General features: G+C 37.4%; 11 protein-coding genes. 9 read left to right on the top strand and 2 right to left on the bottom strand.

What is annotated here, in order from left to right; translation table 11 throughout:
• Window positions 1-747: 747 nt before the first annotated feature.
• The 3 genes from CC99x_RS00575 (at window position 748) to CC99x_RS00565 (ending at window position 6,114) form a co-directional block, all read left to right on the top strand.
• Window positions 748-1,917, top strand: coding sequence for a two-component system response regulator (locus tag CC99x_RS00575; RefSeq protein ID WP_057625288.1), 1,170 nt, complete (start codon window positions 748-750; stop codon window positions 1,915-1,917).
• Between the two features lie 608 nt (window positions 1,918-2,525).
• The gene (locus tag CC99x_RS00570; RefSeq protein WP_259596535.1) at window positions 2,526-4,928 is read left to right on the top strand and encodes an ATP-binding protein; all 2,403 of its coding nucleotides are present in this window, start codon (window positions 2,526-2,528) and stop codon (window positions 4,926-4,928) included.
• A 262-nt stretch (window positions 4,929-5,190) separates the two neighbouring features.
• The gene (locus CC99x_RS00565) at window positions 5,191-6,114 is read left to right on the top strand and encodes a LysR family transcriptional regulator (protein ID WP_057625286.1); all 924 of its coding nucleotides are present in this window, start codon (window positions 5,191-5,193) and stop codon (window positions 6,112-6,114) included.
• 183 nt (window positions 6,115-6,297) lie between these two features.
• Here the strand turns inward: CC99x_RS00565 and CC99x_RS00560 are convergent, their stop codons facing one another.
• Both CC99x_RS00560 and CC99x_RS00555 read right to left on the bottom strand, forming a co-directional pair.
• Window positions 6,298-7,440, bottom strand: coding sequence for a hypothetical protein (locus CC99x_RS00560; RefSeq protein ID WP_057625285.1), 1,143 nt, complete (start codon window positions 7,438-7,440; stop codon window positions 6,298-6,300).
• A 93-nt stretch (window positions 7,441-7,533) separates the two neighbouring features.
• Complete coding sequence (locus CC99x_RS00555) at window positions 7,534-7,839, bottom strand: GIY-YIG nuclease family protein (RefSeq protein WP_200953497.1); 306 nt, start codon at window positions 7,837-7,839, stop codon at window positions 7,534-7,536.
• Between the two features lie 193 nt (window positions 7,840-8,032).
• Here CC99x_RS00555 and CC99x_RS00550 point away from each other — a divergent pair, with 193 nt between their 5' ends.
• The 6 genes from CC99x_RS00550 (at window position 8,033) to CC99x_RS00525 (ending at window position 15,538) form a co-directional block, all read left to right on the top strand.
• A complete protein-coding gene (locus tag CC99x_RS00550; protein ID WP_057625284.1) occupies window positions 8,033-9,019 on the top strand; it encodes an asparaginase in 987 nt (328 codons plus the stop codon).
• A gap of 139 nt (window positions 9,020-9,158) precedes the next feature.
• On the top strand, window positions 9,159-10,181 hold the full coding sequence (locus tag CC99x_RS00545; RefSeq protein WP_141651930.1) for a hypothetical protein: 1,023 nt from the start codon (window positions 9,159-9,161) through the stop codon (window positions 10,179-10,181).
• 222 nt (window positions 10,182-10,403) lie between these two features.
• Window positions 10,404-10,730 carry a hypothetical protein gene (locus CC99x_RS00540; RefSeq protein WP_057625282.1) on the top strand — a complete coding sequence of 109 codons (327 nt, stop codon included), beginning with the start codon at window positions 10,404-10,406 and terminating at the stop codon, window positions 10,728-10,730.
• 27 nt (window positions 10,731-10,757) lie between these two features.
• Window positions 10,758-11,396, top strand: a complete 639-nt coding sequence (locus CC99x_RS00535) for a M48 family metallopeptidase (protein ID WP_057625281.1) — start codon at window positions 10,758-10,760, stop codon at window positions 11,394-11,396.
• A 173-nt stretch (window positions 11,397-11,569) separates the two neighbouring features.
• Window positions 11,570-13,246, top strand: a complete 1,677-nt coding sequence (locus CC99x_RS00530; RefSeq protein ID WP_057625280.1) for a cytochrome P450 family protein — start codon at window positions 11,570-11,572, stop codon at window positions 13,244-13,246.
• A 201-nt stretch (window positions 13,247-13,447) separates the two neighbouring features.
• Window positions 13,448-15,538, top strand: a complete 2,091-nt coding sequence (locus CC99x_RS00525; RefSeq protein WP_057625279.1) for a hypothetical protein — start codon at window positions 13,448-13,450, stop codon at window positions 15,536-15,538.
• Window positions 15,539-15,540 lie beyond the last annotated feature (2 nt).

Raw genomic sequence — 15,540 nt, 5'->3', positions numbered from 1 at the left:
CATAGCGTAGTAGTTCTGTACCAGAAGGTACAACACCTTACAAGCATATCTCCATGATCATGCCAGCAGGATCAAGACAAGCCACAGAAAGGAAAATCGTCCTGTCAGGTGCTTGGCGCAAAAACGCATAACAGACTGATTCTTTTATACCCGTGCGGTTATGGCAATCAGCCTAATGAACGAGACAAGAATAACCAGCATAGGCTCATACTCATTTATTTAGAGCATGCAACAATACAATAACTATCAGTTACCCAACTAGCCAGATACCTCAAAAGCCAATCAATAGATGCATATTCATGTGTCTATACATACAAGAGACAAGGATATATGCTCAATGCCCCATCATCCTCAAAATATATCGTTGTGCTGATACTTTCTAGCCCAAGTGATTATCATTATTCAAAGACCCACAGAATGTGATAGAACAAAGAGGCTCAAAGACAAGTTATTGTTGACCATCATAAGCAACACATGACTGCACATATATACTCTTCACATGAGAATGTTAGGTTTTTGGGGCGACGCTCCTCTCATCTTAAGTCTGCACTATATATGCATGCCTAGGAGAGCGCTTCCTTGCCCCCCACCTACATTGCGCTCCTTGCGAGTAAAAATCGGCTGCTATGAGATGAGTATACACACTTAAAAATGATATATTTTAGTTTAAAGCTACAGTTATTCTTTTTTTTTCCGAATATAACTATATATCTATAATTTATAATCTTAAACGCCACAGACAAGCGTATGAATAATAATACAGTTTTAATTATTGATGACGATCCTGATGTCTCTGCATTGCTCGCGGACATTGCCAAATCCTCTGGCTATGATTCTTTTATCACAAATCAAATAGAAGATGCTAAACAATATACTTTATCCTCGCCTCCCACATTGATTATTTTAGACTTAGGTATTCCTTCACATGATGGTATAGAATTTTTAAGATCTTTTTCTGAAATAGAGTGTAAAGTACCTATTATTATTGTGAGTGGCCATGATGAAAAAATTCGCTCAACCGCTTTTAACCTTGGCCTTAACTATCAGCTCAATATGCTTGGGCATTACCCTAAACCATTACCAATTCAAGCATTGATAGAAATTCTAGAGCATATAAAAAGTGCTTCCATTCAGCCCAATAATGATACCTTAGAAAAAGCAATTGAAAACAAAGCGCTTGTTTTGCATTATCAACCCATGATTTGTTTAAAAAGCTCCAAAATAATCAATTTAGAAACATTAGTTCGGTGGATGGTCAATCCAGAAAAAATTATATTCCCAGATCAATTTATACCACTTGCAGAGTCTTCTGGTCTGATTGTACCTCTTACACGACTTATTGTAGAAATGGCATTCCAACAATATGCTCGTTCTTTAAATCTTTGGAACATAAATATTTCTATCAATCTATCGGCTAGTAACTTAGATGATTTGAATTTAACAGATGAAATTATTGCTCTCGCAAATCAGTACAAGATCAATCCAGGAAATGTTTGTTTTGAGGTCACTGAAACAGCGGTTATGAGTCAGCCCCAGATTGCCATGGATATTTTAACACGTTTGCGATTAAAAGGTTTTCAGATCTCTTTGGATGATTTTGGTACAGGTTATTCTTCGTTTATCGAATTGCATCGGCTACCATTTTCCGAAATGAAGATAGATAAATCTTTCGTCATGAAGCTAAGTAGAGATACTCAAGCACAAAAAATCACAAAATCTATTATTGAGCTTGCGCATAGTCTAGAACTAAATGTTGTTGCAGAAGGTGTTGAAGACAAAGAAACATTCGAACATCTTAAAACATTAAACTGTGATATTGCACAAGGGTATTTCATATCCAAGCCATTGCCGGCCGATACATTACTCCAGTGGTTTCAACATAACTGTGATGACAAATTACATTGTAAGTGGGTATAACACTCATGCATCAAGCACAATTGAATGCGCGCTATTACGCGTTATTTCTAGCTTTTGCAAGCTTATTATTAGGGTTTCTTGTTATCATTGGTTGGCACCTTAAACTAGATTTCCTTATTCAAACCACACCACAAGTTACCCCCATGGTTTACAACAGTGCTATTTGCTTTATACTCTCTGGATTAAGTCTAGCTGTTATAAATTACTCAAGCCGATGGCTATATTTCTCATGTTTATGCAGTCTACTTCTTTTCTGTTTAAACATACTTACATTATCTCAGTATATCTTTGCAATTAATATAAATATAGATAATCTAATTATATCTCCTCATAATTTAACACTGCAAATACATCCTGGCCGAATGGCTCCTAATACAACCATTGCTTTTCTTTTCGTGAGCTTAGGACTTTTTTGCCTATCCCAAAAAAAACAAAATAAAATATATCTATTTTTAAGCTTTTTATGTTCTTTTTGTATTATCAGCCTTGCTCTGATCTGTTTATTTTCCTATCTTGCCAACACACCTTCTTTGTTGTTTTGGAAACAATTTACGTCAATGGCGCCCAATACTGCTATCGGATTCTTGCTCCTTAGTTTCTGTCTAGTCATGACTATTTATAATATGGCAGATAGATACCGAATAATGATTCAAAATTGGTCTCCTTATTTAATTACAATCAGTACTCTGATCTGTGTAATCTTACTTTGGACAATACTAAAGATTCAAAATATTTATGGATCTGATGAGAAAGCCAATTTAACAGCCTATTATATTAAAGAACAAATAAAATCTGCCCTAGATAACAAAATACAAGCTTTAGTTTTATTGGAAAACCGCTGGAACAATCAGCCGCACATGTCCTTTGATGCCTGGGAGGCAAATGCCAATACACTTGTAGCTGCAATACCAAAACTAGAGGCTATTGCTTGGATGAATACAGAATATGCTATCCAACATGTTGCGCCGACGCAAGAAACACTTTGGATAGAATCAAATGACTTCAAAAAAATTAAATTACTACTTCAAGAGCAATCACTTCAACATAAATCACTCATCATTAAACCTATCCTCTTTCCCAAAGGGGAAAATGGTTTAATGGTTATCATCCCTTCCTATGTAGATAATCAACCCAAAGGTTTTATTTTAGGTTTTATCGATTTCTCCTCATTACTCACTCCCATATTTACTACCGAAATGATTAAAAATTATAAATTCCACATCGCTGTTAATAATGAGCTTTTCTTTGGTAAAAACTCAACCACAACGAATAACATTTCTATCATAGCGCTCGATTTTACATTATACGATCAAAAGTGGAAAATTGAGGTAGAAAAACCTGCATTAGCACTAAAAGATAATAATCAGATAATTACCTCTAACGCTATTATTATTCTCGGTTTAATGCTGTCATTTGTTTTATTTTACACTTTAAAAAATACTCAAATTGCACGCCTGAGATTAAAAGAAATACAAAAAATCCAAGCATTCTCTTCTCGCGCACAACAATTAGCCCAACTAGGGGGTTGGGTGTGGAATCTTGAAAACAATAAGATTTGGTGTTCAGAAGTAGCATTACATATTCTAGGTAAAAGCCATAATGAAGCTTGGATGTCTGCTCAAGATTATCTTAAATTTATTCCCGCTCACGATAGAAAGCGATTTATTCATGATATGCAAGAGCGGATCAGCAATCAGCAATCTATTTCAGAGACACAAACTATTTGTCGAACAGATAATGTTGAAAGAGTTGTTCATCTAGAAGCAAAAACAACACGTCGTAGAAATGGTGAAGCCACAGAAATAACAGGAATCATTCAAGATATAACAGAAAAGCTGGAGATGGAGAAACAATTACGACATGGACAAAAAATGGAGGTCTTAGGACAGCTTACTGGTGGATTATCTCACGATTTTAATAATATTTTGATGATCATTCGCGGTAATATTGAACTACTCCAAATAGAATCTTCATTTAATAATTCACAACAAAAACGCATTTCTTCTATGCTCAATGCTGTAGAGCGTGGCAGCGAACTCACAAAACACTTATTAGGTTTTTCTAGGCAAAAATCATTAAAACCTGAGATTGTAAATTTCTATGAACTTATGCCAAATTTTATTAAAATGCTTAAGCCAACACTAGGAGAATCCATCGAAATAACAATGCACATCTCCCAAGATATTTGGCCAGTATGGGTTGATATTATGCAATTACAGACAGCGCTTCTAAATCTAGCACTGAATGCACGCGATGCTATGCATTATCAAGGAAAGATATTCTTCAAAGCAGAAAACTATACTTCAATAGACACCATACGTTCAGGCAAAACCAAAATCCTGCCTGGAGATTATATTAAAATATCTGTTGTCGATACTGGGGAAGGTATGTCGCCAGAGATTCAAGAACGTGCCTTCGAACCATTTTTCACAACCAAAGCAGTTGGCAAAGGTAGTGGCCTTGGATTAAGTATGGTGTATGGCTTCGTCAACCAATCTAAAGGCTATGTCACTATTCAAAGCGAAGCAAATCAAGGCACAACAGTAACTCTTTATTTGCCTAAAACAAAATCAGCGATACACACTACAACCAAGGAAGAGAAAACATCTTCTGATATTACCCCTCAAATAAATGATGCAAAAACAATTCTCATTGTTGAAGATGAAGAATCTCTACGTGAGATGACTGTAGAATTCTTTAAAAATGCTGGACATATTATTTTGCAAGCTCCGAATGGTCCCAAAGCATTAGAACTTATTGAAAATAATTCAAATATTGATTTACTACTCTCTGATATGATTATGCCAGGTGGTATGACCGGTGTAGATTTAGCACTTGCAGCAATCAAAGCAAATGCAGATATTAAAATATTGCTGGTAACAGGTTATGCTAAGGAATCACTTTCTATGAAAGATCTACCCAAGGGTTTTATTCCTGAAATTTTAGTAAAGCCTTACTCTCTCGTAGACTTGCAAAAGAAAGTTTATGAGCTTCTCTCTACAGTAAAATAATTTTCTCTGTTTATTATTTCGCGCCACATTCTAAAGAAAATGAGTTCGCAAAGAGGCATTTCCTTACACAGAATGAGTGCTTAGACTCGATATCACTTAATTTTGTGTATATACCCTTAAAGTATTTTTTAAGACATCAATATTTAGGTTAAGCATAATAATTGATTTTATCGGCCAATTTTTTAAATTGGTCACTACAATATATTGAAAAAATAGATAATAAATGCTATTTTTTAGATAAAATCTATCTAATTTATCGATTATGAAAATAAAATCCACACTAGATCAATGGCTTGTACTCAAAGCAGTGCTAGAACAGGGTGGTTTTGCACAGGCCGCAGAATATTTGCATCGCAGCCAGTCTACGATTAGCTATACGCTTGCACAACTGCAATCTCAGCTGGATGTAAAAATTTTAGAAACCAAAGGACGCAAAGCAGTCCTTACCCCTATTGGACAAATACTCTACCATCGCGCCAACCTTTTGTTAGAAAACATAAAGTCCATTGAAAATATTGCAAAGAAAACAACACAAGATTGGCCCGCAGAAATCAGCATTGTGCTAGATGATCCTTTTCCACGACAAGCGCTGGCCAATGCGTTGAAGACCTTTAGCTTGTTAGGGCATACACGCGTACAAATATATGAGGAAAGCCTATCTGGAGCACTCGAAAGACTCGAAAAAGGTACAGCAGATATTGTCATCACTTTTCAAGCACCAAAAGGACATGTCGAATTCTGTCAAATACAGATTGTTCAAATTGCAGTCGCACATATCGATCACCCTTTACATCACTTGGGACATACATTAAGACTTAACGATCTCCGCAATTACACACAACTCATAGTTCGCGATTCTGCAGAACTCACCTCTGTGAATAAAGACTGGGTAGATGCGCCTCATTGCTGGACAGTTGCCAGCAGTTACTTAGCGCTTGGTTTGCTGCAAGAAGGTACTGGCTTTGCCTGGATGCCCGTGAATCATTTATTACATCAACGAAAATTACTCAAAGCACTCCCCTTAGCCCATGCGCAAACACGTCGCTTTTTCTTAAATGCTTTATATGGTAAAAAAACACCGCCTAACCAAGCAACGCTTGCCTTTGCCAAGTGCCTAGAAGAAGCAGTAAGAGAGTATCATCAGCAACTAAATTATCAGGTTTCGCTTATCATCAATGCGATTTAGATAGCTTTTTGCACACCGCCCTATTGAAAATTCAGGATGAAAATTCAGGACATCCATATTTAAAAACAATAATAAAAAAATAAGCATGCTGTAATCGAATAATGAATTGATAGTTGCTACCATCATTAGTGACTTTAACTGTGAATAATCTATGGAATGATTAACGGATGAATGTAGATTGAATTAAGCGACGTGTGTACTTGAATATAATTTCTTTGCCCAAGTAATGCCTTTTAAGCCTTTCCTCCCCCCTTTGCCAAAATTCAACAGCAAAATTTCACTCCCCACCGCATGAGAAAAGCTTTTAGCTAAATTTTTAACCAATGAAATCCAATTCATGGGTTCGAATTGTAATCGCGTTAAAATAGGGGCAAGATGCTCAGGAATAGAACCTGCCTCTTTATCCTCACGAATCGTTCGTCCTGTATAATCAACAAGCTCTAAATAATCGACCAATTTAAAATCAATGGCATGCGAATGATGTTCTGAGATGTTTGCAAAAGGGACTAAGGATTTGGGTTGTGTAAGATTATTGTATATACCCTTCACAGATGAATCTTCGGTGTTGTTGGCTTCGCGTATCTCACAATAGTCATGTATTTTGTATACACTCCTATTGCTCGAACGCTTGCCGCCTAACCTAAGAATCATCTGTTGTGGGTATATGTTGGCTTTTTCGCGCTTAAGCTGTTTAATGGATTTTGGCTTATTGACCTTTAATTGCTTAGAAATATGCTGAATGCGTTCATAAATGGAAGTAAACTCCGATTTTTCTGGTGTCTTTGTAATACCTGCTCTGACTGGATTTAAATCAACATAGACCATTGCACTTAACAACGCACCTTCATCTAATAGAGCTTGGGATTTAAAGCGTCCTTCCCAAAATCTTCCTGCAGTATCATCTTCTTCGTTTACATCGCGCGCTATTTTTTCATTTAAGCAACGCATAAACCAGCTAATACTGGTGAGTCGCTCTTTCCAAAGTTGAATTTTCTGTTTTAGGTGCTTATTTTCTTCGGCATCTTTAGGAAAGATGGATGCCCAACGACGGATGATTTCTGCTTCTGACCACGCTTGCGCTTGCGTTTCTTCTACATATAACACAACATGATAATGATTGCTCATGATGGCATAAGCGCAGATTTTGATGGCAAAGATATCCGTTAAATATCTTAATCGATCGACAATCCATGTTTTACGGTGAGAATAATCAGTTTTAGTTAGCTCATCATAGCCACATAAAAAACTACGGCGCACACAGCGATTCATGACGTGATAATACGGTGTTGCATTCAAATCAATTTGTTCTGAGCGAGCTAAAGTCATAACTTAAAAAATATCCCTATTACTGAAAGGAATTCTAGCTCAAAAATTTTGAGCTAAGCAACTTAATGTGGCTGTCCTTTTTGAATTGAAAGATCAGCTCAACAACGAAAATAACGCAAGTTCTGCTTTTGGGGAATGAATGAGTTTTAACTTTGATTGTTTTGAAAGTCTCTTGACCGCATTTTCCATTTTCAAGGCTTGAGCCTTCTCCCCCACTAAGGCAACAAAGACCAAAGTCAATGGCTGCCTGCCACGCAAATATTTTGCACTCCTTGGCGTTTGCTCAACATGCTCACGAAATCTCTTTTCCACGTCAACACTGATGCCTGTGTACAGGCTATTATCTCTGCATTGTATGATATACAAATACCAGCTTTTTTCTTTTGTCACTTTATCCACTGCTCGCATCCTGATAATTATATTTTCTTTGATTAAATTCATCCAACTGCACGTGTGTATACATTGTTTGCTAATTATTTATTACATACTATCCTTGTCCCTAATAGCTTCTTTCTAGTATTATTTGGCCTACTTATTATTGGCTTTTCACAACGAAAAAGTGACACCTTAAATTACTGAGATACATTTATTCATGCAACACAATAAAAAAATATTATTCCTTGTCACAGGTGGCACGATCTTAAGTGAAACGACACATCCTGCTACGGGCGCCATTCCAACCTTAGATGTAGATGCTTATTTAAAAAAAAATGCCTTTCTCTCTAAAAAAGCCAGCATTGAAGTAGAACGCTTTTCCAATATGGATAGTAGATTGATGACGCCTGACATCTGGTTACAACTGGCTAAAACTGTAAATGAAAAGCTTAAGAAACAGGTTTATCAAGGTATTATTATTTTACATGGTACTGATACGCTTGAAGAAACCTCTTTTTTCTTAAGTCTTATCGCAGAATGCACAATACCGATTATTCTCACGGGTGCCATGCGCTCTGCCGACGAATACGATACAGATGGCCCTCGCAATCTACAACATGCTATTGAAGTCATTCTCTCAGGATCCGATGAGCACAAGGGTGTCATGGTTGTTTTTAACGGACATATCTACGCACCGAGTTACCTCTCTAAAATGAATACGCATCTACCAAATTCATTTGATGTTGATCGAATGGGGCACTTGGGTGTGATCGAAAACAATAGAGTAAAATGGTTTAATCGTTTACGACGTTTTACAGAACTCTCTCTTCCAGAACATTTGGCAAAAGTAGATTTATTTTTCACCTATCCGGGCTTTGATACCAGTCTGCTCAGCTATGCAATAACAAAGGGCGCTCAAGGCCTTGTCATTGCAGGTTATGGATGTGGCAATGTTCATGATAACTTAGCACCAGAACTACATAAAATCATTCAGAAAGGTATTCCGATTGTCATGGCAACGCGCGTTCGAGAAGGCAGTGTCTTTCCTGTCTATGGTGGGCCAGGGGGTGGCGTGGAACTTCATAAAATGGGCGTTCTTTACCATCATGATTTATCGCCTTTTAAAGCAAGAATATTACTAATGCTTGCGATAGCCAATTACGGCAATGATCTTATGAAGATTCAGGCTTGTTTTCAAAATTAGAGATCTCCCTTACCACAAAGTTAATCAATCAACTATTCTCAACATCTCCTGATTGCTACCACTTATCGGCTTTTTCTTTTAGGTAAGAAGATTAGCTCTATACTCACCCTTTATAAAAACAAACAATTACGCAGAGGTTATGATGTTGAGTTTTGTTAGCAACGCTATAAAAGCAGTCGGTGATAAAGCCGTTATATTGGCAGCAAGTACATCCATTGGGAAAAGTCAGGGTATTAAGCCCAAACTGAAAGAAAAAATTGCAATGGGGCGTACTACTATCAGCGATGCACAAAAAGAATTAAATAAAATAAAAAGCATAAAAAAAATTCCTGCCTTAGACAAAGCATTGAATAATTTGGCCAAACAGGGGAATCACCTTATCGCAGATATATTGGCTGACAAAAATTTAGATCCCATTGTTGATATTATTGGAGATCATATTAATGAATATAACAGTATTGAAGCATTTCAAAACACAGTTTTAGAGAAGCCCGCTTTAATAGAAATGAAAAATTTTGCACTTGGATTAATTGATATTGACAATTATCAAGGTCTTGTGACCTTAATGACGAAGTTGCAAGATTTTAAAACCTTATCAAATACAGAACAAAAACAATTGTTTGAAGAATTGCAAGACGGACAATTGGTTAAACGTATTATCGATGAAAATCAGGCTTTGGACGTGAATGCGGTTAAAGCTAAAACCAAAGTCATGTGCACATCACTGTGTCGTGAACTCAATTTAACAGACACAGAAACAAAAACACTGATCAATCTTTTTGATTCACTCACCCACAAATATTTGCCAGAGGTAAATAAGATTCGTCAAACCTTAGTAAATAATTTCCCCGAGCTCATCAAAACAGAGCAAGCGCGCATCTTACAAGCACATCCTGAATGGGAGGTTCAAACAACCGCTTCGAAGAAGCCAGCCCTCACAGCTCAATTTACAGATGTTGTGAAACCCAAAGCTAAAGTGGAAATGACTATCAAGAAAGAGAAGCATCTTAAAAAAGAACCAGCAACACCCAAAATACTAAAGAGCACAACTAAAAAAGCACAACCTATTGTGATTGTTTTAGATGATGAAGATGAAGCAGATGCTGCTGTTGTTCAAAAAACTGAAAAGAAGGCAGGCAAGCGAAGACAGACTCTAAAATAAAATATTTATTCAAAATACCATCAACACTTAACTGGCCAGCATTAGACGTACAGTATCTTTATCTCAAGGATACTGTATGTTGGAATCCCATATCATGATTTGGTTGAATAACCAACTCCAATTATCTTTCTATTTCTACCTTTTATCGGTAATAATTTTAATTATATTTTCTAACTAATATATAAAGCTCCCTTAATTACTTATATTGAAATTGCAACTGATATGTTTAATAAAACTTTTTATATACTTCAAACAAAGAAAGCCCTCTGGTTTGGCGCCCTTACAGCGCTTGCCACATATGCTCTAATGGCAACCACCTTAACGCCAGTACTGTTTTATGGTCTCTTAGCAGGCATCACCACTTTTCACTTATTGCCACTTTTGCCCACCAAAACAAGTGGCTCCTTGATTGTATTTTCACCACTACTCATACTCTTTACGCCGATTGCACTTGGCTATAATTTGGCTTTTATGGGCTTGCTTGCAAATACGCTTTTGCTCGCGGATAAAAAAATGCAAAAAGCCTTAGAGCACACCCACGCAATGTGAGACAAGGAAAAGGAAGATCATGAACTCATGAAAAATCTTGAAAAGAAAACCAAAATCACAGTCAAAGACAAAACAGTCTGTGAGGTTGATGAAAGCTTTGCTCCTAATGCAGCTGCCGCCGGTGGTTTTAATGAGCAAAAGATCTATGTATTTAGCAATATCTTAAAAGCACCGTTTACACGCAAAGAAAAAAAGGCCATTTACGCACATGAATTTGGTCATTTGAAACATAAAGATTTCTTAGCTGGATCAGCCTCAAGATTTCTCTATTGGACTACCGCTATCTTTGCACTAAATGCTTTTTCTTTACCCGTAGCACTCTTTTCCATATTTGCAGCAAATATCGCTTATTATGCCATTTCTCAAGTCGATGAGTTATTGGCAGATTGGCATTGTGCTCAATACGCAAACCCCAAAGCATTGGGCAGCGCTTTAGATAAAATCGTCAATATTGCAGAGCAAATAAAAGACAATAAGCCAAAGAAAGAAAAAGGTCTCTTAGACACGCCTAAATCCTATTTAAATTCTTTTAAACGCAAAGCTGGTATGTATTCGCATCCAAGCGTTGCAGTGCGTAAATCATATTTAGATACATATGACGCTGAAAAGCAACTCTTGAAAAAATCTAGAGCACACCGCCCACGCCCAACAGCGGCAGCAGCATAGACTTTCATGACAATGCGCGCATGTAAACGAATTCATGTGCGCGCCTTATCCCCCCCTCTTTTCACAAAACCGAAGAATACCCCGTATAAAAGAAAGCACATATCTGAGGTGATCAAATCAGACTAAATCAGCTAGGCTAAGCTCTGGTATAACAAAGATAAGGAAATTATATTATGCCTCATACAGACGTACTGCCAGCTCTCAAAAATACAAGTCCCTGGTATCAACGTTTAAGCTCTAAGGCTTATAATTTTGTACGTTATTCACGGCCATGGAGTTATGTTGTTGCAGCACAACTTAAAATTCCTTTTCAACTCATTAAATGGCTCCTTCCAATGAATGATGTACAAATAGCACCTGGAAAACATCCTATTTTTGGTTATGTATTGGATAAGCTCACAGATGAAGCAAAAGAAAAAGGTATCGCACGTAAGGATCTATATTTCCCAAATTTACGCTTTCTAAAAGGCCCCAGAATATTCTCATTAATTGTCGCCTATGATGATAAATACTTTAAAAAAATGACAGATGTAAATGCGCGAGCCGCCTTTAATCTTCCTACCCTACTCACCCAAGGACCTGAACTTATTTCGCGGATAGAACACGATCGGTTATTAAAACCTGTTATTCGCGAAAGATTATCTACAAATCACGATAGATTATGGCTGGTTGCTAAACAACATTGTGCCAACTTAGCCAAAATCTGGCATGCTGAACATTCTGTGCCAGAAAATATCACACAATTAACCTTTGAGATGCTGGCACATTTTGTCTACAATGTTGACACTTTGCCAAATGATTTTGCAAAAAATTTAGATGCTTTCGAAGCACAATGGCAAAATTTTGATCAATTCAGCCCAGTTAAATTCTTCCCCATTATGGATAAATTCATACAAACATCTAAAGAATTAGTACTGGCACATGCAGCAAGTAAAGAGGATCCCAATCTACCTCAAAATGAGCGTGATCTCATTGGCGACATGAAGCAATATCATCAACAACACTCCCATTTCACCGCACCAGATAATGTGGCAGCCTTAATATCGATAGCAGGCAACTTGCCCCGCTCAATTATCGCCATGGTTTATTATATTTTAACGAACCCAGAATTTGTTACTATCATCAATGCTGAAAAGCCTATTATGATAGCGAAATTCAGACAGCATCTCGCACAAATCTTACAAGAAAAACCCACAGACTTAGAAGCACTATTGAAACTTTCAGATAGTGCATTAATAGATAAAAAAGGAGGCGATTTTCTTGTCTTTCTGTATAAAGAATCTGATGTCTTTAGAGGTATGTTCAATGAAACCTTAAGAGTCTACTGGACAGCGCCTGTATTACCGCGCGTCAATACAAATTTGTTCTTTAATAAAATTGGCTCGTGGGGACATGATATGGATTTAGGAAATGGGCACTACCTTCCCCCTCGTTCAGTTGGATTCTGGCCTAAACAGCGTAAAATGAATGACACCGATGTTTATGAAAACCCAGAACAGTTCAATCCTTTTCGAGATATCTATAAAAAAGAAAATAAAGAGCAGGGTAAAATTCAATCTTTTGGCCATCCAGGCTCTATGCGACGCTGTCCAGCACAAAAATTATCAGAGCATATGTTTTTAGCAACGCTATGGCAGCTCACAGAAAATTGGCAATTTGAAATGACAGCTGAACATAAAACCCTGGCAACGAACTTACCGTCTATCAGAGATACGCATCACCTAGATCTACTAGGTGTAAATACGCGTATTAAGGCGAAGTTACAACCTAAAACACCCAAAGAACAAGAAAGTGAAACAAAGATTGAACTTCCTTTTTCTCACCCTCGAAAAAGTCTAACCTTTTATTAATGATAACTGCGAAGCCAAGCCTAACCGCTGTTCAGCTTCGCAGCTCTCCTGCACTTATTTTTAAAATACAATATAAATCAATATATTAATTATATTTTCTGTCCTTGATCACTTTAACTCCTCTCTTAAAATTTTATCGCTCCGACATCGATTTTGTCAGTAAAATATCTTATAGTTAAGTTATGTATCTTAGATTAGTCAATGAGCACAGCCTATATGCCAGACGCAAACCACAAAGAAACAAAATTAAAACATGAAGCGGGCATCAGTGGCGCCACTTTTGAGCGCGGCAACAGCTTCATTAGTGCGGCACAGCTCATGCTGGCATATTTAACAGATGCACAAAAAGATCAAATTAATAATAGCCCTAAAGATGCATTTCCACTACGCACTCTATCCAATACGCAAGACAGCCAAAAAAGTAATTTTGAATTACTAGAAGAATATCTATCTGCCATTCATCAACATTGGGCTTCGCTTGATTCTACGTCGCTTGAAATGACGGATCTTGCTCAATTAGAAAGAACGCTGATAGAAGCCCTCAGTGATAATATTTATCTTGAACCTAAAAAATCCTTTAAGCAGATTAAAGACGAATTAGATAATGCAGAAAACCATGTGAATTGGAAGACTCGTCAACTTAAGGTCACAACAACAGACAACGATGTCACAATACTACGCAAAGATAACCCCATTAGTCATTTTACCCCCACTCAAACCCACGAATGGTTGAACATTTTAGGCACAGAAAAACCCAAAGAATTAAGAATACTCTATGGTGATGAAAAACCTAAATGGTTTACTGCCTTGCCAGAATGGGAACAAAATTATTTTCAAAAACGTGTTCTCGCTTGGCAAGATCAAAAGGCACAACCTGATGGTATCCAAAATTTAGGTGATTATTTAGGTCCTGTGCCCACAACGATTCGACGTTATCCCGGTGCTCCCAATGCTTACGTTAGTACCGCAACACTTTCTGCAACAAATGAGAAAGGTGAAGTGCAAACTGAAAATTTTCTTAAAATTCGCTCTGGCGTGATAGCGCCCGCAAAAATGAAAGCCAAAGGAAAAGAAGGCAAAGCAGCAAAAATTGAAATTACCAAGCAAAATTTAGAGCAATTGGTTGTTGTTGCCATTCAAGAAAAAATCAAAGAAATACAACGCAACGGTGGCGATCAACGCCAAGCCATAGAATTACCCATTTTATTGCAAACACTTTACTCACCCCCCATGCAACCACCAGGAGACTATAACAATCCTGCAGTTATGAAAGCTTTTGAAAAGGTGAGAGAAGAGTTAAAAGAACCGGAAAGATTTTTAGCTAAGCACAGTATTGACACTCAAGGTTACACCATTAAAAAAGTTGATTTACTCTATTCTAATCGACCTGTGAATAATGCTCGTGGCCTCTCTTGGGTTGGCAATTTATTCTCAAAACAAGGCAGAGAAAGTCGGCGTACCGACGCAGTTTTAGCAGAATATGTCGATAAGCTTGATCATAATTCGCAAGATTATAAAATTGCAAAGGCAGCACTTGATAGCTATCAAAGTATGCCTTATATGCGAAACACCATTGGCATGATCCCACCAACCAAATCAAATGCGATTGCAGAAATAGCTGCACTTGAGCAAATCATTGCTGGAAAAGTAGGTGTGCGCATTGGTAGCTGTGTAAGTGGCAAAGACCGAGAAGAGATGATCACCGAAGTTGCTATCGCACAACAAGAATTTTGCTTAAAACATGGAAAATTTCCGCCTCCTTATAATGCAACATCAACTCAAGACAAAAAAGACAGACAGGAATTTCTAGAAAATGTAGCACGCGCCTATCTCTCCGGACATGGCCAAGAACTTGCAGGAGAAAACTCTAAAGGCTGCGATGGCTTGAAAAATATTGTGGATGTCTTAGGTAAGGATGTTTGTGCTAAAGTACGCGCACTTGCACCAGAATATGGTATCGATGTAGCAAAATTCGACCCCATTAAATCAACCCAAAAAATTGCCGGACTCAATAAATTGAGTCTCAAGAAATTAAAAGTGAGTATTGTAGATTTTGTAACGAGCGTTTTTCAGACCAATCCACTTGGCAAAGACAAAGCTGTACCGCCTATTGCAGCAGAAACGGTTTCTCAACACTTCGCCCCACAGCAAAGTGAAATCCGCCAAAGAAGCCAATCCGTCTTGCTACCAGGCTTCCAACAATCGCAAAAAGAAGCGAGCAATAATCCCTCATCGATTAAAATAACCGATGAGGTAAGTCCCGCTACTAAAAGAAGAAATTCATTCTCATAGCC

Source organism: Candidatus Berkiella cookevillensis, assembly GCF_001431315.2.
GTDB lineage: Bacteria > Pseudomonadota > Gammaproteobacteria > Berkiellales > Berkiellaceae > Berkiella_A > Berkiella_A cookevillensis.
This window is presented reverse-complemented; position numbering and strand designations above follow the sequence as displayed.